The sequence below is a fragment of the Streptomyces sp. NPDC101237 genome (genome assembly GCF_044767465.1).
GTDB lineage: Bacteria > Actinomycetota > Actinomycetes > Streptomycetales > Streptomycetaceae > Streptomyces > Streptomyces gramineus.
Genome location: NZ_JBIWNY010000001.1, coordinates 543,348 through 565,192, shown reverse-complemented (window position 1 = coordinate 565,192; position 21,845 = coordinate 543,348). Strand labels below are relative to the sequence as shown.

At 72.9% G+C, this 21,845-nt stretch carries 15 protein-coding genes and 2 pseudogenes; 5 read left to right on the top strand and 12 right to left on the bottom strand.

The annotated features are described in order from the left end of the window. Window positions 1–68: 68 nt before the first annotated feature. The 10 genes and pseudogenes from ACIRQ9_RS02655 to ACIRQ9_RS02610 all read right to left on the bottom strand — a co-directional run bounded on the left by ACIRQ9_RS02655 (window position 69) and on the right by ACIRQ9_RS02610 (window position 11,138). Window positions 69–1,784, bottom strand: coding sequence for a 3-hydroxyacyl-CoA dehydrogenase family protein (locus ACIRQ9_RS02655; protein ID WP_404166300.1), 1,716 nt, complete (start codon window positions 1,782–1,784; stop codon window positions 69–71). A 35-nt stretch (window positions 1,785–1,819) separates the two neighbouring features. Beyond that, entirely contained in the window at window positions 1,820–2,785 is a 966-nt protein-coding gene (locus ACIRQ9_RS02650; RefSeq protein ID WP_404166298.1) for an aldo/keto reductase, read from the bottom strand. Between the two features lie 60 nt (window positions 2,786–2,845). Beyond that, a complete protein-coding gene (locus tag ACIRQ9_RS02645; protein ID WP_404166411.1) occupies window positions 2,846–4,081 on the bottom strand; it encodes a beta-ketoacyl-[acyl-carrier-protein] synthase family protein in 1,236 nt (411 codons plus the stop codon). 5 nt (window positions 4,082–4,086) lie between these two features. After that, a complete protein-coding gene (locus ACIRQ9_RS02640; RefSeq protein WP_404166409.1) occupies window positions 4,087–4,350 on the bottom strand; it encodes an acyl carrier protein in 264 nt (87 codons plus the stop codon). 48 nt (window positions 4,351–4,398) lie between these two features. Continuing rightward, window positions 4,399–5,394: pseudogene (locus ACIRQ9_RS02635) on the bottom strand (beta-ketoacyl-ACP synthase III); the annotation flags it as partial. After that, the gene (locus ACIRQ9_RS02630) at window positions 5,391–7,079 is read right to left on the bottom strand and encodes an FAD-dependent monooxygenase (RefSeq protein WP_404166296.1); all 1,689 of its coding nucleotides are present in this window, start codon (window positions 7,077–7,079) and stop codon (window positions 5,391–5,393) included. The gene ACIRQ9_RS02630 and the pseudogene ACIRQ9_RS02635, both read right to left, overlap by 4 nt. A 115-nt stretch (window positions 7,080–7,194) precedes the next feature. Continuing rightward, window positions 7,195–8,226 (bottom strand): ketoacyl-ACP synthase III family protein, encoded by a 1,032-nt coding sequence (locus ACIRQ9_RS02625; protein ID WP_404166294.1) that lies wholly within the window; start codon window positions 8,224–8,226, stop codon window positions 7,195–7,197. Next, on the bottom strand, window positions 8,223–9,272 hold the full coding sequence (locus tag ACIRQ9_RS02620) for an AfsA-related hotdog domain-containing protein (protein ID WP_404166293.1): 1,050 nt from the start codon (window positions 9,270–9,272) through the stop codon (window positions 8,223–8,225). The genes ACIRQ9_RS02625 and ACIRQ9_RS02620 overlap by 4 nt, the downstream gene beginning before the upstream one ends. A 103-nt stretch (window positions 9,273–9,375) precedes the next feature. Continuing rightward, window positions 9,376–9,597, bottom strand: a complete 222-nt coding sequence (locus ACIRQ9_RS02615) for an acyl-CoA carboxylase epsilon subunit (RefSeq protein ID WP_404166291.1) — start codon at window positions 9,595–9,597, stop codon at window positions 9,376–9,378. After that, the gene (locus tag ACIRQ9_RS02610) at window positions 9,594–11,138 is read right to left on the bottom strand and encodes an acyl-CoA carboxylase subunit beta (protein WP_404166407.1); all 1,545 of its coding nucleotides are present in this window, start codon (window positions 11,136–11,138) and stop codon (window positions 9,594–9,596) included. Before ACIRQ9_RS02610 ends, ACIRQ9_RS02615 begins: the two co-directional genes overlap by 4 nt. Window positions 11,139–11,436: 298 nt before the next feature. On the opposite strand from ACIRQ9_RS02610, the gene ACIRQ9_RS02605 reads away from it, so the two are divergent. The 4 genes and pseudogenes from ACIRQ9_RS02605 to ACIRQ9_RS02590 all read left to right on the top strand — a co-directional run bounded on the left by ACIRQ9_RS02605 (window position 11,437) and on the right by ACIRQ9_RS02590 (window position 17,979). After that, window positions 11,437–12,384, top strand: coding sequence for an ACP S-malonyltransferase (locus ACIRQ9_RS02605; protein WP_404166290.1), 948 nt, complete (start codon window positions 11,437–11,439; stop codon window positions 12,382–12,384). A gap of 268 nt (window positions 12,385–12,652) precedes the next feature. Further along, entirely contained in the window at window positions 12,653–15,214 is a 2,562-nt protein-coding gene (locus tag ACIRQ9_RS02600; protein WP_404166288.1) for a hypothetical protein, read from the top strand. Window positions 15,215–15,282: 68 nt separating this feature from the next. Then, window positions 15,283–15,756: pseudogene (locus tag ACIRQ9_RS02595) on the top strand (ferritin-like domain-containing protein); the annotation flags it as partial. A gap of 237 nt (window positions 15,757–15,993) precedes the next feature. After that, the gene (locus tag ACIRQ9_RS02590) at window positions 15,994–17,979 is read left to right on the top strand and encodes a YncE family protein (protein WP_404166286.1); all 1,986 of its coding nucleotides are present in this window, start codon (window positions 15,994–15,996) and stop codon (window positions 17,977–17,979) included. 94 nt (window positions 17,980–18,073) lie between these two features. On the opposite strand, the gene ACIRQ9_RS02585 is transcribed toward ACIRQ9_RS02590, so the two are convergent. Beyond that, a complete protein-coding gene (locus ACIRQ9_RS02585) occupies window positions 18,074–19,645 on the bottom strand; it encodes a hypothetical protein (protein WP_404166284.1) in 1,572 nt (523 codons plus the stop codon). Window positions 19,646–19,860: 215 nt separating this feature from the next. Further along, window positions 19,861–21,090, bottom strand: a complete 1,230-nt coding sequence (locus ACIRQ9_RS02580) for an alpha/beta fold hydrolase (RefSeq protein WP_404166282.1) — start codon at window positions 21,088–21,090, stop codon at window positions 19,861–19,863. Window positions 21,091–21,210: 120 nt separating this feature from the next. Here ACIRQ9_RS02580 and ACIRQ9_RS02575 point away from each other — a divergent pair, with 120 nt between their 5' ends. Next, a complete protein-coding gene (locus tag ACIRQ9_RS02575) occupies window positions 21,211–21,804 on the top strand; it encodes a TetR/AcrR family transcriptional regulator (RefSeq protein WP_404166280.1) in 594 nt (197 codons plus the stop codon). Window positions 21,805–21,845: the final 41 nt, after the last annotated feature.

Below are 21,845 nucleotides of genomic sequence, written 5' to 3'. Positions count from 1 at the left end.
GGTGGGAGGAGGAAGCCGGGCCGCGGCCCCGCCTGAGGGAGGACGGGCGGGGCCGCGGCCCGGCGGGATCAGACGGACGCGGGGACCGGCGCGGCGGCGGAGGCCAGATAGGTGCGGGTGCCCTTGCCGGGTGTCTTGCGGCCCAGATGTCCCGCGGCCACCAGCCGCTCCAGCAGCGGGGCCGGCTCGGGGGCCCGGCAGCGCGGGTCGGCCTGGAGCCGGCGCTGCACCTCCAGCGCCACGTCGGCGCCGACCGTGTCGAGCAGCCGTACCGGACCGAGCGGCTGGCCGCCCACCGCACGGGCGGTCGCGTCCAGCGCCGCGGTCGTCGTCTGGTCCGCGTCCAGCAGCTCCAGGGCCTGGTTCAGGTACGGGAAGAGCAGCGCGTTGACGACGAAGCCGGCCCGGTCGCCGCACTCCACGGTCTGCTTGCCGAGCTGTTCGGCCACAGCGCGGGCACGGGCCAGGTTGTGCTCGCTGGTGCCCTGCGCCGCGACCAGCTCCACCAGGCGCATCATCGGCGCCGGGTTGAAGAAGTGCAGGCCCAGCACGTCCGCCGGACGGCCCGCCGGTTCGGTGCACGCGGCGACCGGCAGGCTGGAGGTGGACGTGGCCAGCAGGGTGCGCGGCGCGCAGACCGCGCCCAGCTCGGCGAAGAGCCGCCGCTTGACCGCCAGATCCTCGACCACGGCCTCGACGACGATGTCCACCGCGCGCAGCACCGAGCGGTCCGCGGTCGCCGTGAAGCCGGCCCGCCGCCCCTCCTCGTGCGCGCCCGCGCGGCTCAGCGCGAACTCCACGCGCTCGGCGGCCGCCCGCGCCCTCTCCTCGGTCCTGGCCAGCAGCGTGGTGTCGAAACCGCCGCGCACGAAGCACTCCGCCATGCCGGTGGCCATCGTCCCGGAGCCCACGACCACCACCCGGCGGCCGGGCGGCGCGGTCGGCTCGGCCGGACGGCGCGCGCCGTCGGTCCCGCCGTAGCGGTGGAACCCCTCGCCCGTCTTGCGGCCGAGCGCGCCCCGGGCGATCAGCTCGTCGAGGACCGGTGCCGGCGCCGGGTGCCCGGACCCGGACTCGGCCAGCCGGGAGAGCAGGTCGCGGGCGGTGTCCAGGCCGATCGCGTCCAGGACGGCGAGCGGACCCTCCTGCCAGCCGCAGCCGAGCCGTACCGCGGTGTCGACGTCCTCGACGCCCGCGTACCCGTCGTGGACCATCCACGCGGCCCGGTTCAGCAGGCCCAGCAGCAGGCCGGGGGCGAGCGAGCCGGGACGGTCGACGACCTGGTGCGCCGTGACGCCGGCCGCCGCCAGGATCCGTGCCACCCGCTCCGCCGCGGCGTCCGAGGCGCCCGGAGCGCGGGCGACCTCCACCGCGTCCAGGTGGTCGGCGCGCAGGAAGCGCAGCGCGAACAGGTCGGGGCCCGCGGCCTCGTCGAGTTCGGTCAGGGGCGTGGTCAGCGCGGTGGTGAGCACCGGCGTACCGGGCCTCAGGTGCCGGCGCAGCCTGGCCAGCACCGGCCGCTTCAGCGCCGCCGGTTCCGGTACGGCCTCGACGACCAGGTCGGCGTCGGCGACCCCGGCCGGGAAACGGGTCAGGGTGCGGGGGCGCTCCGGCGGGCTCAGCTGCCCGGCGCGGACCAGGGCCGCCGGGTCGTCGTCGATGCCGACGACGGTGAGGCCCGCGCCGGCCAGCCGGCGCGCCAGGGCCAGTCCGGTGCCGCCCAGGCCGACGACGGCCACGGTGGAGGGGGACGGCGCGGAGGCGCCGTCCGGCTGATCGGGCATGGTGTGCTCCTGCTGGTCGAAGGGGAGACGTGCGGTCAGTAGCGGCTGCCGGTGGCGGCGGGCGCGCCGTCCAGGTCGCGCAGGTCCGCCGGGGTCAGGCGCAGGGCGGCCGCGGCCAGGTTGTCCGTCAGGTAGCGGGGCTGCTTGGTGCCGGGGACCGGGACGACGTGGCCGCCCTGCGCCAGGACCCAGGCCAGGGCGACCTGGGCGGCGGTGGCGCCGTGCCGTGCGGCGACCTTCCGCACCGCGTCCGTGATGCGCAGGTTGGCGGTGAACGCCGCACCCGTGAAACGGGGGTTGGTGGCCCGGAAGTCGCCGGCCTCGAAGTCTTCGGGCCGGGTGTAGCGGCCGGTCAGGAAGCCCCGGCCCAGCGGCGCGAACGGCACGAAGGCGGCACCGTGCGCGGCGCACCAGCCGGAGATCCCGGTGCCGGGGTCGAGCGGTTCCCTTGTCCACAGGGACAGTTCGGACTGCACCGCGGCCACCGGATGGACGCGGTGCGCGGCGGCGGCCTGCTCCCGGGTCACCTCCGACAGCCCGAGATGGCGCACCTTGCCCGCCCGGACCAGTTCGGACAGCGCGCCCCAGGACTCCTCCAGCGGTACGGCGGGGTCGACGCGGTGCAGGTAGTACAGGTCGATGACGTCGACCCCGAGCCGTTTCAGGGAGGCGTCGGCAGAGCGCCGGATGTGCTCGGGGGAACCGTCGCGGCTCAGGGTGCGGGTGGCGAGGTCGTCCACGACGATGCCGGTCTTGGTCGCGACCACCGCGTCGCCGCGGCGGCCGGCGAGGGCACGGCCCACGAGGGTCTCGTTGTGGCCCCCGCCGTAGGCGTCGGCCGTGTCCAGCAGGACCGGACCGGCGTCCAGGGCCTGCCGGATCACCGCGAGGGACACCTCGTCGTCGCGCTGGGACTCGGCATAGCCCCAGCTCATTCCCATGCATCCGAGGCCGACCGGGTGGACGTCCAGCCCGGTCGGGCCGAGGCTACGCGTGCTCACGCGGAGTTCTCTCCTTGTCTCTGGGGCCCGAGGGGCCGGGGTGCGGACACCCCGGCCCGGTCAGGCGGCGGCGGTGAGGACCAGGGCGGCGTTGTGCCCGCCGAACCCCAGGGAGGTGCTGGCGGCGACGCTCAGCCGCCGGTGCCGCGCCGAACCGGTGACGACGTCGATGTCGACGTCGATCGCCGGGTCCAGCGACTCGACGTTGGCGGTGGGCGGCACGGCCCCGTGGTACAGCGCCAGCGCGGTGTACGCGGCCTCCACCGCGCCCGCGGCGGCGAGGGTGTGCCCGGTGACGCCCTTGGTGGAGGTGACCGCGGCGCGGTCCCCGAGCACCGAGTGCAGGGCACGGGCCTCCGTGAGGTCGTTCATCGGGGTGGAGGTGCCGTGCGCGTTGACGTGCTCCACTTCGTCGGGGAGCACCCCGGCGTCGGCCAGGGCCGCCCGCAGCGCGCGGGCCAGGCCCTCGCCCTGCGGATGCGGGGCGGTGGCGTGGTGCGCGTCCGAGGTGGCGCTGAAACCGGCGATGTCCGCGTACCTGCGGGCACCGCGCGCGGTGGCGTCCGCGCACCGTTCCAGCACGAGGATCGCCGCGCCCTCGCCGGCCACGAACCCGTCCCGGTCCGCGGCGAACGGCCGTGACGCCGCGGCCGGTTGGTCGGTACGGCCGGACAACGCGCCCATCCGGGACAGTCCGTTGAGCGTGCCGGGACTGATCGCCGACTCGGTCCCGCCGGCCAGGACCACGTCGCACAGCCCGGACAGCAGCCATTCGCGGGCCGTGCCGATCGCGGACGCCCCCGACGCGCACGCGGTCGCGGTGACCAGACTCGGGCCGTGGATGCGCAGGTCCATGGCGACGTAACCGGCGACCATGTTGACCATGCTCATCGGGATCATCAGCGCCGACACGTCCTCGGGGGTGCCCTCGGAGTAGGTGCGCAGCTGCTTCTCCAGGGTCGCGGCTCCGCCCAGCGAGTTGCCGATCACCACACCCACCCGGGTGCAGTCCCAGGCCGCGGTGTCCAGGCCGGAGTCGGCGACCGCCTGCCGGGCACCGACCACGGCGAGCTGCGTGAAGCGGTCCAGCTTCCAGGCGGTGCGCCGGCCCAGCTCGGCCGTGGGGTCGAAGCCGGCGACCCGGCAGGAGATGTCGACCTTCTCGCCCTTGAGCTCGGGGTCGGTGGCGGCGGCGGAGACTCCGGACAGCACGCGCCGCCAGTTCTCCTCCACCCCGATGCCGGCGGGCGTGACCAGGCCCATGCCGGTGATCGCGACGCCGCGGCCCCGGGCCACGCCGCTCACGCCCGATCCGCCTTCGCCCGGATCACGGCGACGGCCTCGTCCAGGGTGAAGGCGGCCTTCAGGTCGCCTTCCTCCAGGACGATGTCCATCTCCTTGCGCAGGATCAGGCTCAGCTCCACGAGGATCAGCGAGTCGATCTCCAGCTCGTCGAAGGTGGCGCCGGAGAGCAGTTCGGCCTCGTCGAGCCCGAACTTCTCGCTGATCAGGGCCGAGACGCGGTGCTTGAGGGATTCCTGGGTCTCGATGGCGGGAGTGCTCATGACGATGTCCTCTCGTTGGTGGTTCTCGGGGTGGTGGGTGCGGCCGGCCGGTTCCAGGGCCGGCCAGACGAGGGCGGCGGAGCCCCAGGTGAGGCCGCCGCCGAAGCCGGTGAGGAGTACGCGGTGGCCGGGCCGCAGGTCGCCGTCGGCGGCGGCGTCGCGCAGGGCGAGCGGGATCGAGGCGGCGACGGTGTTGCCGACCCGGTCCAGGTTGGCCACGATCTGCTTCTCCTCCAGGCCGAGTTGCTCGCCGACCGCGGCCAGGATCCGGATGTTGGCCTGGTGCGCGACGACCTTGTCCACCTCGGCGGGAGTCCAGCCGATCCGGTCGAGGAGGTGCTGCGAGGAACGGCTCATGTTCAGGACGGCCTGGGTGAACACGGGCCGGCCGTCCATGGTGAAGAAGTGGTCCCCGGCGTCCGGCGTCCCGGGCGTGGAGCGCTGCCGGGACCCTCCGGCGCGCACGGTGATCAGGTCGCCGCCCGAGCCGTCGCTGCCCAGGTCGAAGCCGAGCAGCGCGCCCGGTTCGTCCGCCTCGCCCGCCCGCAGGACCACGGCTCCGGCTCCGTCGCCGAAGATGGCCCGGGTGGTGCGGTCGGCCGGGTCGAGGATGGTGGAGAAGGTGTCCGCGCCGATCACCAGGGCCCGTTCGGCGACCCCCGCGCTGATCATGGACGACGCGGTGGCCAGCGCGTACACGAACCCGGTGCACACGGCGGAGACGTCGAACGCGGGCACCGTGCCCAGGCCCAGCCGGTGGGCGACGTCCGGCGCGGTGGCCGGGCAGGGCCGGTCCGGCGTGCTGGTGGCGAGCACCACCAGGTCGACGTCGTCGCGTCCGGCCGAGGCCAGCGCGTCCCGTCCGGCCGCCACCGCCAGGTCGGAGGTGGCCTCGCCCGGCGCGACGACGTGACGCCACCCGATCCCGGTCCGGGTACGGATCCACCGGTCGGAGGTGTCCAGCTGCCGGGCCAGTTCGTCGTTGGACACGACCCGTTCCGGCAGCGCGCCGCCGAGGCCGCACAGGACGGCGGCGCGGCTCACGAGGCCAGCTCCTCGGACTCGCCGGCCGCCGGGACCGGGGGCACCGCCAGGGTCGTCAGCCGGGCGGACGGGGTGTCCCGGACCTCAGGGGCGGGCCGGGCGACGGCCGCCCGGAAGCTGCTTCCCACCCTGCGCAGGGCCGTGCGGACGGCCGTCGGCTCGGGGGCGACGATCGCCGCGGTGTGCCCGTCGGGGCGCACCACCAGTGCCTTCGGGGCGGTGCCGAGCAGGGAGGTGAAGCCCGGCCAGGCGGAGATGTCCCGTACCGGGACGCCGTCGGGGGCGGCCGCCGCCACGGCGTCGCGGGTGGCCAGCCAGGTGGCGTCCTGCCGTTCGCCGGCCCACAGCAGCACGGACAGCCGTGCCGGGTCGATCGACGGCCAGCGCTCGGCGCCCGGCTGCGGGTCGTCGTGCGCGGCGAACACCGGCAGCCGGTCGCCGGCGCGGATCCTGCGGGTCAGTCCCGGCAGCGTGTCGCGCAGGGACTCGGCCGGCCGGTAGCTGACGTCGTGCTGCGCCATCAGCGGCGCGCCGAACCGCTGGAGCACCCCGGTGCGGTGGGCCAGCCGTACGGTGGCGTCGCGCAGCGCCAGTTCGTGCCGCCGCTTGAACAGCCCCCAGCTGGTCTGCTTGGCCGTGGTCAGCACGATGCGCTCGGCGGCCAGGCGGCGATCGCTGTCGTAGGTGTCGAGGATGCCCGGCTCGAACGCGCCCCGGACCACGCCGGCCAGCTTCCAGGCGAGGTTGACCGCGTCCTGGATGCCGGTGTTCATGCCCTGCGCGCCGGCCGCGCTGAACACGTGGGCGGCGTCGCCCGCGAGGAAGACCCGGCCCGCGCGCATGGTCTCGGCCACCCGGCGCCGGGCCCGGAAGATGGTGGACCATTCGAGGTCGCCGACGATGCCGGGCCGCGGCGAACGCTCGTCGACGAACCGCTGGAACAGCTCCGGCGGCGGTCCCTGCTCCTCGCGCCAGTCCGGCACGCTGATCGCGAGCCGGTAGGTGCCGCCGCCGAACGGGGCGATCCCGAGGGCGCCGGAGCGGGAGTAGCAGTACACCAGCGCGTGCTGGTCCAGGTCGCCGGCGACCGGGCCGTCGCCGATCGCGAACAGCACGTCGTCGCCGGTGCCGAGCAGTTCGATCCCGGCGAGGCGGCGCACCGCGCTGTGCGCGCCGTCCGCGCCGATCACGTACTCCGCCTCGATGTCCTCGTCGCGCCCGTCGGCCCGCCGCACCCGGGCCAGGGGCCGGGGCCCGGAGGTGTCGAGCCCGGTGAGGGAGCCGAACTCGACGGCGCCGCCGTACGCGGCCAGCCGGGTGCGGATCACCTCCTCGGTGGTGTCCTGCGGGACGACCACGCCGAAGGGGTAGGGGGTGTCCGCGAGGCGGCTCATCTCGATGGCGCCGAGGTGCCGCTTGTCCGAGTAGTACTGCACCGAGTCCAGCCGGTTGCCCGCCTCGATCAGCGGCTCGGAGGCGCCGATGCGGCCGAGGAGTTCCAGGCTGCGCGGCCACACCACGCTGGCCCGGGAGTGCTGGACGGGACCGGCCGCCGAGTGGTCGACCAGCCGGACCGGAACACCCTGCGCGAGCAGTTCGGTGGCGAGCACCAGTCCCACGGGGCCGGCGCCCACGACGAGCACGGGACGCCGCTCGTCGGGGCCCTCGCGCTGAGGGAACGTCATGACAGTCCTTTCGTCGAAGGTCGTGATGCGAGGAGTTCGAGAACCCGGAGGGGTTCGGGGAGGCGAGGGGGCGGGACCTACCGGTTCGGCGGGGGTGCCCGGGTGTGCGCGCGGCTCAGGTCCGCTGCACCACGACCGCGCTCCAGGTGAACCCGGCGCCCGCGCTGAGCACCGCCGCGTACTCGCCGCGGGCCAGCCGGTGCGGGCCGGTGTCACCGGCCAGGGCGGCCAGGTTGGACAGCAGGTCGCCGGCGCCGAGATGACCGGTGTTCTCGCCCAGGTCGGCCAGGGGCGCGTCGGTGACCTCGCCGACGGCGGGGCCGTACACGTCCCGTGCCGTGGCCCGGCCGAGCCGCGGCAGCAGGACGGCGCTCAGCCGCCGCCCGCCGCCGATGCCCGCCTCGGCCAGCGCGGCGGCCAGCACGGCCGTCGTCTCCCGGCGCAGCCGCTCCAGGAACCGCGGTTTGCCGTGCTCGGCGAGGAACGCCCTCTTGGTGCGGCGTACGTCCACCGCCGCGCTGCGGGTGTGCGGTGCGGGCTGGAAGACGTCGGTGTCGCGGTGCGCGCTCTCCAGTTCCGGCGCCGCCCGGGTCTGCAGGGCGCGCAGTGCCAGGGCGCCGCCCGGACGGGGTCCGGTGGAGACGACGGCCGCGGTGGCGCCGTCGCCGTACCAGACGCCGTAGTCACCGGCCCACCGGTCGAAGCCCGGCGCGGCGAAGCGGTCGGCGGTGGTGACCAGGACCGGTCCGTCACCGGGCCGTGCGGCGAGCTGGTGCACCGCGGTGCGCAGGGCGGCCCCCGCGCCGTTGCACATCTGCTGGACGCCGGTCGGGATCGCGTCCAGGGCGCCGGTCCTGGCGGCCACGTAGTGCGCGGGCGACCAGAAGTCGTGGCCCTGGTGGTAGGTCCAGGCGTGCAGGACGGCCGCGAGGTCGCCGGCGCTCACCCCGGCCCGGGACAGGGCGTGCCGGGCGGCACGGACCGCCATCGCCGGCGCGGACACGTCCGGGGAGACGGGCAGTTGCCCGTAGCCCATCGCGTCGGCCTCGTCGGCCGTCACCCGGCCGGCCGCCAGCGCGTCCGCCGTCTTCTCGGTGCCGGGCGGCAGCCACTCGGCGGGCGTGAGCCATATGCCGTCGGGGCTCATACGCACTCCTCGCCGTCCAGCAGCGGCACGCCCGTGGACGCCGTCGTGGTGTGCATCCGGCCGGAGGCGATGATGTCGCCGTCCTGCTCGAAGTCGATGTGGAAGGTCCTGAGGTCCGGGAGCATCAGGCTCAGGTTGTCCTCGTGCGCGTACGGCTCGGTCTTGCGGATGTGCACCGTCGTGGGCGCGTCCAGCTCGGCGTAGCGGGTGAAGGAGAACTCGAAGCCGGCCACCGTGCTGCGGCTGACCGAGGCGCCCCACAGGTCGGAGACACCGAGCAGGCACAGCTGGCGGGCCGCCTCCATGAGGACCATGCCGGGCACGTGGTCCTGGCCGTGGTCGAACATGCTGCGGTTCTCCAGCGGCACCCGCACGGTCGCGCTGGCGTTGTCGCTGCCCACGGTGGCGGAGCCGAGGACGACGTTCGCCGGGTCGCTGCGGCCGACCAGGTGCGGGTCGACGTAGGCGGTCTGGCGGGGCAGGTCCCTGAACGGCACCAGCGGCCGGCCGCGGCCCTGCAGGCGGACCGTGTCGTAGACCTCGGCGGGGATGTAGCCGACGTCCATGCGCACGAAGCCGAGGCAGCGCTGGGCGAGTTTCATGTCGATGCCGAAGGAGAGCCGGCGCACGTCGCCCGGCGTGCCGCGGCGGTTGCCGGTGCGCACCGAGATCCGCAGCTCGCCGGGCTCTTCCTGGTGCGGCAGGGTGAGCAGGCCCGGCAGCTCCATCGACCAGGAACGCAGCAGAAACTTGCTCTTGCGCGAGACCCCGGCGTACTCGTGGCCGCCGTAGGTCTCGGCCTGCCGGCAGCACTCCAGCAGCAGCATCGGGTCCGGGCAGCCGAGCCGCGAGGTGCTCTCGGTGTAGTAGGCGTGCAGCGGCGGCAGTTGGGCGGCGGCGAGATATTCCTCCTCACCGGTCTTGCGGGCGTCGGTGAGGAACACCTCGGAAAGCGCCCAGCGGTGCAGCAGGGAACGGTCCACGGTGCGCATGAATTCGAGGTTCGCGGCACCCGGCAGGCAGGTCTTCTTGGTGGCAGGTGGCATTTCCTTCGTCCTCCTGATGAGGCGCGGGCGGGGGGTCGATTCCCTTTTCTCCCGCGTGATTTCATTGTCGGGTCGGGTGGCACATCGCTCGCTAAAAGCGGACTCAAAGCACCCAGGCGAGCGGACTGCGGTAGGCGTGGCCGGCCCGGTCCCAGGTGGCCCGCAGCACGGCGGGCCCGGCCGGCTCGGCGCGAGCCTCGGCGCGTGCTCGCAGCACGGTCAGCACGGCGACCAGCGCGGCCAGTTCGTCCGGGCCGGGATCGCCGCGCACCACCCGGAAGGCGGCCTCGCGCAGCACGTCGGCCGAGGTCGGAGCGGCGCTCACAGCGGGGTGATCCCGTGCTTGCGCTGCGGCAGCGCCCGGTGCTTGGTGCGCAGCATGGCCAGCGAGCGGGCGAGCACCGCGCGGGTCTCGCCGGGTTCGACGACGTCGTCGACCAGGCCGCGTTCGGCCGCGTAGTACGGGTGCATCAGCTCGGCCTTGTACTCCTCGACCATGCGCGTGCGCATCGCCGCGGGTTCGTCGGCGGCGGCGATCTGCTTGCGGAAGATCACGTTCGCGGCGCCCTCCGCCCCCATCACCGCCACCTCGTTGGTGGGCCAGGCGAAGGACAGGTCCGCGCCGACGGAGCGGGAGTCCATGACGATGTAGGCGCCGCCGTACGCCTTGCGCAGGATCAGCTGGATGCGCGGCACGGTGGCGTTGCAGTACGCGTACAGCAGTTTCGCGCCGTGCCGGATGATGCCGTTGTGCTCCTGGTCCACGCCGGGCAGGAAGCCGGGCACGTCCAGCATGGTGACGAGCGGGATGTTGAAGGCGTCGCACAGCGAGACGAACCGCGCGGCCTTCTCGCTGGCCCTGATGTCCAGCACCCCGGCGCTGGCGAGCGGCTGGTTGGCGATGACGCCGACGACGTGGCCGTCGATCCGGGCCAGCGCGCACACCACGTTGGGCGCCCAGGTGGGGTGGGTCTCGAAGTACTCGCCGTGGTCGACGATCTCCTCGACGACCTCCCGCACGTCGTACCCGCGGGCGGGATCGGCCGGGACGAGGCCGGCGAGCCGGTCGGTACGCCGGTCCGCCGGGTCCTCGCAGGGCAGCACGGGCGGGGCCTGCCGGTTGTTGGAGGGCAGGTACGACAGCAGGTGGCGCACGTCCTCCAGGCAGGCCGTCTCGTCGTCGTAGGCGAACGCGGCCACCCCGGACACCGACGCGTGCACGTCGGCGCCGCCCAGTTCGTCCATGGTCACCTGCTCGCCGGTGACCGCCCGCACGACGTCCGGGCCGGTGATGAACATCTGGGACACGCCCCGGACCATGAACGTGAAGTCGGTCAGCGCCGGCGAGTAGGCCGCGCCGCCCGCGCACGGGCCGAGGATCACGCTGATCTGCGGGATGACGCCCGAGGACCGCGCGTTGCGGCTGAAGATGCCGCCGTACCCGGCGAGCGCGGTCACCCCTTCCTGGATGCGGGCGCCCGCGCCGTCGCACAGGCTCACCAGCGGGGCGCCGGAGGCCTCCGCGAGGTCCATCAGCTTGTGGATCTTCATGGCGTGGGACTCGCCGAGCGCGCCGCCGAAGATGCGGAAGTCGTGCGCGTAGACGAAGACCTGGCGGCCCTCGACGGTGCCCCAGCCGGTGATCACGCCGTCGGTGTGCGGCCTGCGGTGCTCCAGGCCGAAGCCGGTCGCACGATGCCGGCGCAGCCCCTCCAGTTCGGTGAACGACCCTTCGTCCAGCAGGAGTTCGATGCGCTCGCGGGCGGTGAGCTTGCCTCTGGCGTGCTGCGCCTCGGTGGCGCGCTGCCCGGGGCCCGCGTGCACCTCGGCGCGCAGCCGCCGCAGCTCCTCCACGCGGACGTGCATGCTGTCGGGACGCTCGGGCTCCGGCTCGCCAGGCGGCACCGGGCTGTGCGCCACGGGGTTCTCGACCACGGTGGTCATGCCTTGTCCTCCCCTCCGGACGCCCTCTGGACCGAGGCCGCCCGAAAGAAGGGTTCGGGGTCGCGGGCAATGCCCGGCTCAAGCCGTGAAAAAGCCTCCGATTCCTTTTCCGGGCCTTGAGCGAAATGCGGGCCGGGCGTGAGGAAAAAGCGATCCGTGACTTGAGCGGACCCCTTGGACGATGTCCTCGACCGTCGTCGGAACATCGAGAGGGCAGATCATGGTCGCGCACGTTCACGAAGCCACCGCCGAGCCGCGGTACGCCGTCCTGTTCCCGGGCCAGGGAGTGCAGCGCCCCGGCATGGGCGAGCCGTGGCGGCACACGCCGTCCTGGGAGCTGGTCGACGCCGTCTCCCGGGCCTCCGGCTTCGACGTCGCCGACCTGCTGCTGACGGCGGACCAGGAGACCCTGTCCCGCACCGACCACGCCCAGATCTCGGTGTTCACCGCCTCGCTGCTGGCCTGGTCGGAGTTCCTGCGGCACGAGCCGTCCGCGCACGTGGCGGCGGTCGCCGGGCACAGCCTCGGCGAGTACGCGGCGCTGGTCGCCGCCGGCGTGCTGTCAGCCGCCGACGGCGCCCGGCTGGTGGGCGAACGGGGCCGGGCGATGGCCGAGGCGGCCCGGCACCGGCCCGGCGCGATGGCCGCCGTGCTGGGCGGCGGCCCGGAGCGGGTCGCGGCCCTGGTGGCGGCGGCCCGCCGGGACGGTGCCGAGCTGTGGGTGGCCAACCACAACGGTCCGCTGCAGACGGTGGTCGCCGGCAGCCGCGAGGCGGTGGCGTCCACCGCCGCCCTGGCGGCCGGGGCCGGGCTGCGCTACAGCGTCCTGCCGGTCACCGCCGCCTGCCACACCCCCTACATGGCACCCGCGGGCGAGGCGCTGCGCCGGGCCCTGGACCTGACGGACTTCGCGGCCGGCACGCTTCCCGTGGTGGCCAACGTCGACGCGGTCGCCCACCGCGGCGGCGACCACTGGCGCGACCTGTGCGCCCGCCAGCTGGTCGGCCCGGTCCGCTGGGCGGACACCCTGCGCGTCCTGCACGAGGACCTGGCCGCCGCCGCGTTCCTGGACATCGGCCCCGGCGCCACCCTCGCGGGCCTGACACGACGCGCCCTGCCCGAGGCCACGGTCCACCGCTTCAAAGTGCCGGCGGGGCAGGCGGCCTGACGGGGCGATGGCCGGTCCACCGGAAGCAGGGTGCCGTCGACTTCCGGTGCGGGTGCGGGTGCGGGTGGCGGTGGACCACGGTCGAAGACATCGGTGACACCCGCGCCTCTGGAGGAACGACCGGGCCAGGGACCAGGTGAAGACCCCGGTGACCCGTACGTGACAATGATCGGACACAAGGTTCGGCGCCTCCTGGAACGGGCCGGACGACTCCTGTGTGGGACGAGCCGGGAACCGGCTCCCAAGGGGAAGGGACAGGAGATACCTGATGTCCGGATTCTGGGGTGAACGGCTCCGAAGACCCGCCGCCGCGGGAGTGAGCGGCGCATTGGTGACGGCCTCGGTGCTGCTCGCGCCCTTGGCCGGTGCCGCAGACGGCGGACCCGCCACGGTGGGGGTGATCACCGCGGCCCAGGACTCGGCACACCACGGCGCGCCGAGCGCCGAGTTGGGGGACGACGGCCGCGTCGAACTCGTCGGCGGACGGGACGTCCGGGTCACGGCGGAGCCGAAGGGGTTCCGAAGCCGTCAGGCCCGCTACACGGTCGCCGCCACGAACGGCACACTGTCCGTACGGCCGACGGGGACATCCGCGGCGGACCGGAAGGCCGCGAACCTTCCGCTGACGGCGTCGGGCAGCGTGCGCCGCGCTGCCACGACGGCGGCCGTCACCGCGTCGACGCACACGGTGAAACTGGCCATCACACACGCCACCGTCGTGTCCAAGCTCTTCTACGTCTGGAACCGCACGACCTGGACGTCCTACACCGTCGACAGCAGCAGCATGGACGGCACGGCAAGCCTGAAGCTGCCGCCGGGCGAGTACTTCTCGGTGGCGCTTCACGACGACTGGCAGCAGCCGAGCTACCTGCTCACACGCACCTTCACCGTCGGTTCGGCCGCCACCACGGTCACCTTCGACCAGCGCGCGGCCAAGGAGACCGCGATCCGCACCGACGACACGACCGCCACGCGGGACTCCTCGGCCATGTGGATCAGCGTCCCGGGCGGCGACCTGGCGGGCTTCGCGGGCGACGGGCCCGACAAGGTGTACGTCACCCCGTTCTCGGTGCCCGGTGTCTCGCTGCGCGTGCACGAAGTGCTCAGCAAGAAGGGATCCTCCGCGAGCGTCCCGAGCCCGTACCGCTACGACCTCACGCGCAGCTACACCACCACCGTGCCCGCCTCGCCCGTCACCACCGTGCGTACGTCGAGCCTGGCGAAGACCGTCACGAAGATCAACGCGCCGGGCACCCGAACCACCGCCGACCTGCAGAGCGTCCCCGCCTTCGGCGAGTGGACCGGCGTGTACCTCGGCTCCTCGGTGCCGGCCGCCGGTTCCGTGACCGAGTACGCCACACCTGGCATCACGTACAGCCGCATCCTGGAATACGGCAACCGCGTAAGCCTCGACCTGCCCGACCGCATCCTGCCCGCCGGGACCAGCGCGGGCGAGGTCCTGGGCGCGGCCCCGCTGCAGCCGGCGCGCGGCCAGTGGGGAGGCTCGCAGCGGTACTTCGGGAAGATCTCGGTGAACGAGGGCGGCACCTTCAGCGACACCGCGGGCCACTCGGGCTTCGACTCCCGTGCGTCCTACGCCTACAAGCTGACGTCGGACGGCGTCACCTACGCCCAGGCATCGGGAGTCGACGCCTACCACGGCCTGATGTCGTCGACGCTGCCCTCGTCCGAGAAGACGTACACCCTCGACCAGACCGTGCACCGCCACGTCCCGTACGCCACGCTGTCCACGGACGTGCAGAGCGAGTGGACGTTCCGGTCGGGCTACGCGCAGGGCAAGGAACTCCCCCTGATCGACGCCGACTTGCGGGTTTCCGGCCTCGACGGTCTCGGCCGTGCGGCGGCCGGGCCGGTCAGGCTCGACGCGAGCGCCGCCACCCGCGCCACGGACGCCGAGGTGGCGAACACCAGGATCACGGGCCTCGCCTACTCCACGGACGACGGCACGAGCTGGACCGACCTGCCCGTAGCGGCCGACGGCTCCGCCACCCTGGACGTGCCCGCCACCGCCTCCTACCTCACCCTGCGCGTCACCGCGGCCGACGACCAGGGCGGCATCCTCCGCCGCACCGTCGTGCGGGCGTTCGGCGGGCCGGCCGCGCAGGTCGACGAGACGGTGGGCGCCACCCGCATCTCGGACGTCGTAATCAACGGCGGAAAGCCGGTGGAGCTGTCCGACCGGCCGCTGCAGGAGTTCAGGGCGCGGTTCACCGCCACCGATCCGTCGGGGATCGCGAGCGGCGACATGTACCTCTATCGGGGTTCGTACACCACCCCCGACGCCGTCCTCTACGACACCTGGCCGGCGATCTGCACCAAGGTGAACGCGACCACCTCGACCTGCGAGGCGCACTTCGCCTACGTCCAGCCGCGTTCGGCCCTCGGCCGCAACTCCTTTGCCGGTACCTGGAAGGCCGCCGCCTGGGCCGAGTCGGCGGACGGTACGGGGCACGTCGATCTGCACGCCGCGAAGTCGGCGTCCGTGCTGCGCGACGCGACCGTCACGGCCAACGCGTCCCCCGAGCCGGTGGCCAAGGGCAAGACGCTCACTGTCACGGGCAAGCTCTCCCGAGCGGACTGGGAGACGCTCGGCGGGTATCACGGATACGCCGGGCAGAAGGTGAAACTCCAGTTCAGCAAGAAGGCGACGTCCGGGTACACCACGGTGAAGGCGATCTCCACCAGCAGTGTGGGGGGCCTGAAGACCACGGTGAAGGCGTCGACGGACGGCTACTGGCGGTTCGCCTTCGACGCCACGTCCACCACCGCGGCCGCGACCTCGCCGGGCGACTTCGTCGACGTCCGCTGATCTCACGCCGCCTGCCGGGCCCGCGGATCGATCCGCGGGCCCGGACCGCGCACAGGCTGACCTTCTCGTCCCGTCCGACCACCGCGGGCGGCATGCCGACGCTGACCGGGCACTGGAGCGACACGGTCTTCGTGCGGCTGCGGCGTCTCATGGGCCTGCGTCTGGAACTGCTGGTGCTGATGATCGCGGAAGGAGTGGCGCTGCGTTACTACCGGGCCCTGCGCGACGGCGCCGGCGACGCGCTCACCTCGGACGTGGCGGGACGGATCCTGTCCGACGAGGAGCGTCACGTCCCCTTCCCCTGCGAGTGCCTGCACGCCTCCGTGGCGGAACTGCCCCGCGCCGTACGCCGCCCGGTGATGACCCTGTGGCGGCTTCTTCTGCTCGTGGTCTCTCTCGTCGTCGCCGTCGACCACGGTCGGGCACTCCGCGGACTCCACATCGGACGCCTGCGATTCGTGGGCGACGTCATGGCCTCGTCCCCCGCGGTGGTCTCCGCGGTGCTGGCGCCGCGCCCGGACACGTGGACGAGCGCGAGCTGAGCGAGACCCTTCTGCGCCGGGTGCAGACGAACGCCGTCCGCCCGCTCGACCTCGATCGCGGTGACCCGAGCGCCGGCCCGCCGTGAACGGCGCACGACTTCTGGACGGCATCCACGCAGACCTGCGGAAGCCTGCGCGGGCGAGCCGTACAACCCTGGAGGGGCTCCGGGGGTCTTGTGGGCGTCCTGTCTTCCTAGTGGGGGTTGCATCACTGTGCGTGTGCGCAGCATTTCGGCCGTGACAGCGCTCGCGGTCGCTCTCGGTTCCGTCGCCCTGATCGGGTCCGCGACGGGCTCCGCCGTCGCCGACAGCATTGCCGCGCTGCCCATCGCCTCCAGCGGCGACATCATCGTGGACGGCGTCCACAAGCGGGTCTTCGTCAGCGACCCCTCGGGAGGCAAGGTCGTCGCCACCGACTACGACGGCACCGTCATCGGGACGATCACCTCGCTGCCGCAGGCCGACGGCCTGGAGCTCTCCGCCGACTCGGCAACGGTGTACGTCGCCGTGCCGGGAGCCGACGAGATCGTGGCCGTCGACACGGCGACGCTCACCAAGGCCGGGCAGTACGCGACCGGCGAGGGCACGGATCCGCAGCACCTGGCGCTCGCCGGCGGCAAGCTCTGGTTCGGCTACGGCAGCACCGGCCACGGCAACATCGGCTCCCTCGACCTGTCCGGCGGGCAGCCGCGGATCTCCCTCGCCCAGGACGCCGAGGGGACCTGGAAGGACGCCCCGCTGCTGGACTCGACGCCCGGCGCCCCCGACACCCTGGCGGCCGGATCGCGCCAGTACTACTTCACCCTCGGCGTCTACGACGTGTCGTCGGGCACGGCCGACCGGACCGCGTTCCTCGGCGGCCGGGACGCCGCCATCGGCAACACCGCCGAGGACCTGGCGCTCACCCCGGACGGCACGGAACTCGTGGTGGCCACGACGGCAACGGAGTACCAGCAGGCCTTCCGGACCTCGGACCTGTCGCAGACCGTCAGGTATCCGAGCGGCTACCTGGCACAGCGCTCGGTGGACGTCGCCCCGGACGGCCTCGTCGCGGTGGGCACGGACACCTACGCCAACTTCACCCCGCAGGTGTCCGTCTACAAGCCGGACGGCACGGCTCCGAGACGGACCGCCAATTTCACCGACGAGCGGGGCGGGGTCTCCCAGATGGCCCTGCTCGACCACGGCGACCTCGCTTTCGCACCCGACAGCAGCCGGCTCTTCGCGGTCACGCACGACGTCTCCAACCGATACAGCCTGCGCGTCGTCACCGAACCCGCCAAGGCGGTCACCACCGTCACGGTGAACGCCCCGGCGACCGCCGTCCGTGCCAAGTCGCTGACCGTCTCCGGCAAGGTCACGAACACGCTCGGGCTGCCCCCGGGGGCCACCGTCGCGGTGACGCGGACGGACCTGGAGTCACCGAACGGCAAAGCGCTCCCCGCCGCGACGGTGAAGGCGGACGGGACCTTCGCCTTCACCGACGTCCCGCCCGCGGGCAGCAAGGTCACCTACAAGGTCTCCTACGTCGGCGACACCGATCGCACGGCCGCCTCTGCCTCCGACACCGTCGAGGTCCCCCGGAACGCGACGACCCTGACCGTGAACAGGAACGGCAGCGTCTACGACTACGCCAGTGACGTCACCTTCACCGCCCACCTCGGCACGACGTACAAGAACCGGACGCTCTCGCTCTACGCGGACACCGCCGGCGACGGCAAGGGCAGGCAACTGGTCAGGACCGGCAAGGTCAACAGCGGGGGCAACCTGTCCGTCACCCTGCCCCTGAAGCGCGACACCACGGTGAGCGCGTCCTTCTCCGGCGACGCGCGGACCTCCCCGAAGACGGCCACGAGCCGGGTGGGCGCGAAGGTCAAGGTGTCGCTGAGCCTGAGCCGCCAGTACAAGACGGCCAAGGTCAACGGCTACACCGAGTACTACTTCCGGAAGAAGACCAACCCGCTTCTCACGACCACGATGACGGCCTACCCCGGCCGCGCGCAGAAGCTGGAGTTCCAGATCCGCTCCGACGGCGCCTGGCGGTCGGCGGGGTACGACTACTTCAAGCTCGGCTCCACGGGCACGTCGGTGGTGGAGTTGCGGGGCACGCACCGGACCGGCTACTCGATGCGCGTGCGGTCGTCGTACATCAACAACTCCTCGAACGACAGCGTGAACGCGACCACGCACGGCTCCTGGAAGTACTTCACCTTCACCGGCTGAGGCGGCGCCCCGCCGCATCGGGCACGGCCCGGAAGCCGGACGCCTCCGGGCCGTCGGGATGTCGGAATGTCGGGATGCCGAGGGAGCAGGCCCCTCAGCCGATGGCGTACGCCCGGTACACCGTCTCCACCGAGCTGTCCCCGGCGGAATCCGTCACCTCCGAGCGCAGGGCCACCGCCCCGGAGGCCGGGTTGTGGACGGACGCCTGCCAGGTCGACCCGGAGTGCTTGACGGTCGCCGCCTTCCAGGTCTTGCCGCCGTCGGCGGACGACCAGACCCGGACGGACTTGGCGGTCACCTTGGTGAGCTTGGTGTCGGGGCCCTGGGAGGCGCGCCCGGCACTCACGCCGACCGTCGTGGTGCTGTTCGGCGCGGCCTGGTTGTGGCTGTTGAGCCCGGTGGGCAGGAAGCGGGTCAGGAAGACCGGTGCCACCATCGCCTTGGCCGGGTCGGCCACCTTGAAGTGCCAGTCGAGGGTGGCCCGCGGCGAGAGCATGCCGGCCGGGAAGGTGATGCCCGGCCGGTAACGCTGCGCGTCGACGGTCAGGCGGTACCAGCCGGCCGAGCGGACCGGGGCGTCGAACTCGGCGGGCCCGGTGCGCCAGTCGGTGAGGGTCTGCTTCTTGACCGTGGTGCTGCCCTTGGACAGGACCACCGTCTCCTTCGTCACGTCCCCCCAGGTGCCGCCGATGTCGAGGTCACCGATCATGGCGTCCGGGGAGAAGGTGACGGACTTCTGTCCGAGCAGCGGCAGGTTGTGCATGGGCCCCCACGCGGCCCGGCCGAAGGACTGGGTGAGGTTCTGCCCCGCCTTCACCGTCCGGGGGGCCGGAAAGCCGCCGCTGACGTCGTCGCCGTTGCTGCCGAAGATGTCGTCGCGCGGCTGCCAGGTTCCGGGAGTCAGATGGACGGTGGCGCTGTACGGCGCGTCGTCGTCGCGCACCTGCGCCATCAGGTCGGTCGTGCAGTCGTCGGTCTTCGGCACCGCCTGGAGCGCGGTGTCGACCTGGGTGCCCATCTGCGTCCCGGCGCGCACCGAGAAGCGCATCGTCGCGAGCCCCGACCGCTTGAACGACCCGCCGGGCGCCGCCGGGATGCCCGTGGTCTTCTTCACGGCGACGTAGCTGTCCTTGCCGGACCACTGCGCGAGATACCCGAACTGCAGCAGACTGGAGGAGTTCGGGATGTCGAACAGGGCCCCCTGGTCGTTCCAGCCGCCCGCGCTGTAGGCGGAGGGCATGCCCATGGTGGCGGCGCACACCTGCGCGCTGATCCGCGGCGGCCCGGTCACGTCGGCGGGCGTGTCGAGCGAGACCTTGACGGCCTTGCCCTTGCGCGCGTCGAGCGTCACCGACTTGCTGCCCGACACCGTCACGACCTGCGCGCCGATGGTGTCGGTGCCCAGTCCGTCGGTGGTGCTCTCGTAGATGTCGGTCATCGCGAGGTAGCGCCCCGCCGGCAGGCTGATCCGCTTGCCCGACTTGACGCTGTACGTCTGGCCGGACGAGACGGCGACGACCGTGACCGTCGTCGCGACCTTGGCTCCGTGCCGCCCCAGCGTGGTGACCGTCAGCGAGCCCGACGCCGCCTGCGCGGAGAAGGCGGAGGCGGCCAGCGGTACCAGCGCGGCCACACCGATGAAAGCGAGCGATCTTCGTCGAACCACGTGCAACTCCCCCTCGAATCACAGAAGTCCGCCAAGCATAGGCACCTCACGGGCTCGACCGATCAAGCGAGGAGCCGCTCCGCCGCCGTCGGCACGGCCCAGGCAATGGCGGGGTCAAGCATCGGCCGTGCGCTGCCCTTCCGTTGATCAAATTCTTCCCTGCCGTGCGGGGCGCCGGGGGCCACGGCGTCCCCTTCGGCGCGACCGCGGCAGGGCTACCTCGGCCGAACGGTCCGGAAGGTGTCGTCGAGCCAGTCGTAGATGCGGGCCTGGGCCAGGCGCATGGCACCGGGGTGGCAGTGCGCTCCGGCGCCCTCCTCGGCGCTGAAGACCATGAGGGTCCTCGGGCAGGTCAGATGCTCGAAGAGCTGCTCGGGCTGCCCCTTGAAGAACATGTCCTCGACGGCGTCGCAGACCAGGGTGGGGCACCGGATCTGTTCGGCGATGCCGTCGGCGAGGGTGTAGTCGAGGTAGGAGGCGTTGAAGGCGCGGGGGGTGTCGACGCCCATGACGTACATCCCGTGGTGGATGGCCCAGCGCGAGATCGGGTCCTTGGCCATGAGCTGGTCGAGGGCCGCGTCGAGTTCGGGGGCGGACACGGCGCGCAGGAGCCGCTCGGCCTCCTGGCGGGTGCCGGGGATGTTGCGGACCGAGACCTGGCCGAGGTCGTAGAGGCCGTCGACGGCTATCAGCGCGGCGAGGCGGTGCTCGAAGGCGGCGGCCCTGGGCGCGAGGACGCCGCCCATGCTGAGGCCCAGCAGGGCCATGCGGTCGTTGTCGATCTCGGGGACGGTCAGCGCGAAGTCGACGACGGGTGAGACGACGTTCTCCCAGTCGGGGCGGAAGACCAGGCCCTCGCGGTGGCGGGGCCCGGGCATGCCGGGGCCGTCGAAGACCAGCACGTTGTAGCCCCGTTCGACACCGGCCATCGCGCCGAAGAAGTGCATCTCCTCCGCGGTGCCGTCGAAGCCGTTGTGCATGATCAGGGTCGGGCGGGGCGTCCCGGAGTCGTCGACGCGGTACAGGTAGCCCGGCAGGGTGGTGTTCTCGTAGGGGATCTCGACGGCCTCGACGCGCGGGGTGGAGTAGAGGGCCGCGGCGGCCTTGAAGCACTCCACCGAGCGGGCGTAGGCGTCGTCGTGGCGCGGGTCGCAGGGGTGGCCGTGCAGGAAGAACTCCGCCGACCGGTAGTAGTTCGACGCCCGCAGGAATCCGTCGCGGGCACTCACCTCGTGCCCGGCCTCCAGCGCCTTCCGGGCCTCGCCGGAGACGCGGTCGGCGGTGGCGGCCCACTCGGTGTACCAGCTGTCGTCATCGCCCTCGGTGATCCGCTCGGCGGTGGCGACGACCTCACCGAAGTCCGCGCCCCCGTAGGCGATGTGGCTCATCGAGCGCAGGGTCTCGTACCAGAACTGGATGTTGCCGGGGAACAGAAGCTGCTGCATCGCACTCTCCTCAGAGCGTCGGCCATGACGCCTCCCACAAGCACAGATCTGTGCTTGCGCTGAACGGAACTGTAGACCCGCCGGGCATCCGAAGCAAATATCTGTGCTTACGATGGGTGCGTGAGCCCGAACCAACCGGCACCGCGTGCCCGCAAGAGCCCCGAGCAGGTCCGCTCGGCCGTCCACCAGGCGGTCCTCGACCTGCTGTCCGACCCGGAAGGAGCCGACCTCTCCATCCCCGCGATCGCGCAGCGCGCGGGCGTCAACCACACCAGCGTGTACCGGCGTTGGGGCAGCCGCGAGGCTCTGCTCGCCGACGTGGTCACCACCCGCCTCGAGAAGGACTCGCCCCTGGCCGACACGGGCAGCCTGCGCGGGGACCTCGTCGCCTGGGCCGAAGCCGGCGTGGCGAGCATCCGCACACCGGAGGGCCGGCTCCTCATCCGCGCCGTCGCCCTGTCCATGTCCGGCAGCGCCACCGCGCAGGGCGGGCGCGCGGAGCAGTTCCAGCGCCGGATCGCCTCCATCGAGAAGATCCGCGACCGGGCGACGGCCCGCGGCGAGCACCCCCCGCCCCTGGAACAGATCCTCGACCAGCTCATCGCACCGCTCTACCTCCGCGCGATCTTCGGCATCGCCCCACCCCCCACGGGCTACCCGGACCTCCTGGTCTCCCGCCTCCTCGACACACCACCCGCACCGAACACACCCTGAACCGGGCACCCTCCCCCACCCGGCACGGTGGCCTCCGGCCC

What these genes read in the sequence shown, in the direction of transcription:
- ACIRQ9_RS02655 (WP_404166300.1), bottom strand. Translation starts at nt 1,784, where the DNA reads ATGCCCGATCAGCCGGACGGCGCCTCCGCGCCGTCCCCCTCCACCGTG.
- ACIRQ9_RS02640 (WP_404166409.1), bottom strand. Translation starts at nt 4,350, where the DNA reads ATGAGCACTCCCGCCATCGAGACCCAGGAATCCCTCAAGCACCGCGTC.
- ACIRQ9_RS02630 (WP_404166296.1), bottom strand. Translation starts at nt 7,079, where the DNA reads ATGACGTTCCCTCAGCGCGAGGGCCCCGACGAGCGGCGTCCCGTGCTC.
- ACIRQ9_RS02625 (WP_404166294.1), bottom strand. Translation starts at nt 8,226, where the DNA reads ATGAGCCCCGACGGCATATGGCTCACGCCCGCCGAGTGGCTGCCGCCC.
- ACIRQ9_RS02620 (WP_404166293.1), bottom strand. Translation starts at nt 9,272, where the DNA reads ATGCCACCTGCCACCAAGAAGACCTGCCTGCCGGGTGCCGCGAACCTC.
- ACIRQ9_RS02610 (WP_404166407.1), bottom strand. Translation starts at nt 11,138, where the DNA reads ATGCACGTCCGCGTGGAGGAGCTGCGGCGGCTGCGCGCCGAGGTGCAC.
- ACIRQ9_RS02605 (WP_404166290.1), top strand. Translation starts at nt 11,437, where the DNA reads ATGGTCGCGCACGTTCACGAAGCCACCGCCGAGCCGCGGTACGCCGTC.
- ACIRQ9_RS02600 (WP_404166288.1), top strand. Translation starts at nt 12,653, where the DNA reads ATGTCCGGATTCTGGGGTGAACGGCTCCGAAGACCCGCCGCCGCGGGA.
- ACIRQ9_RS02580 (WP_404166282.1), bottom strand. Translation starts at nt 21,090, where the DNA reads ATGCAGCAGCTTCTGTTCCCCGGCAACATCCAGTTCTGGTACGAGACC.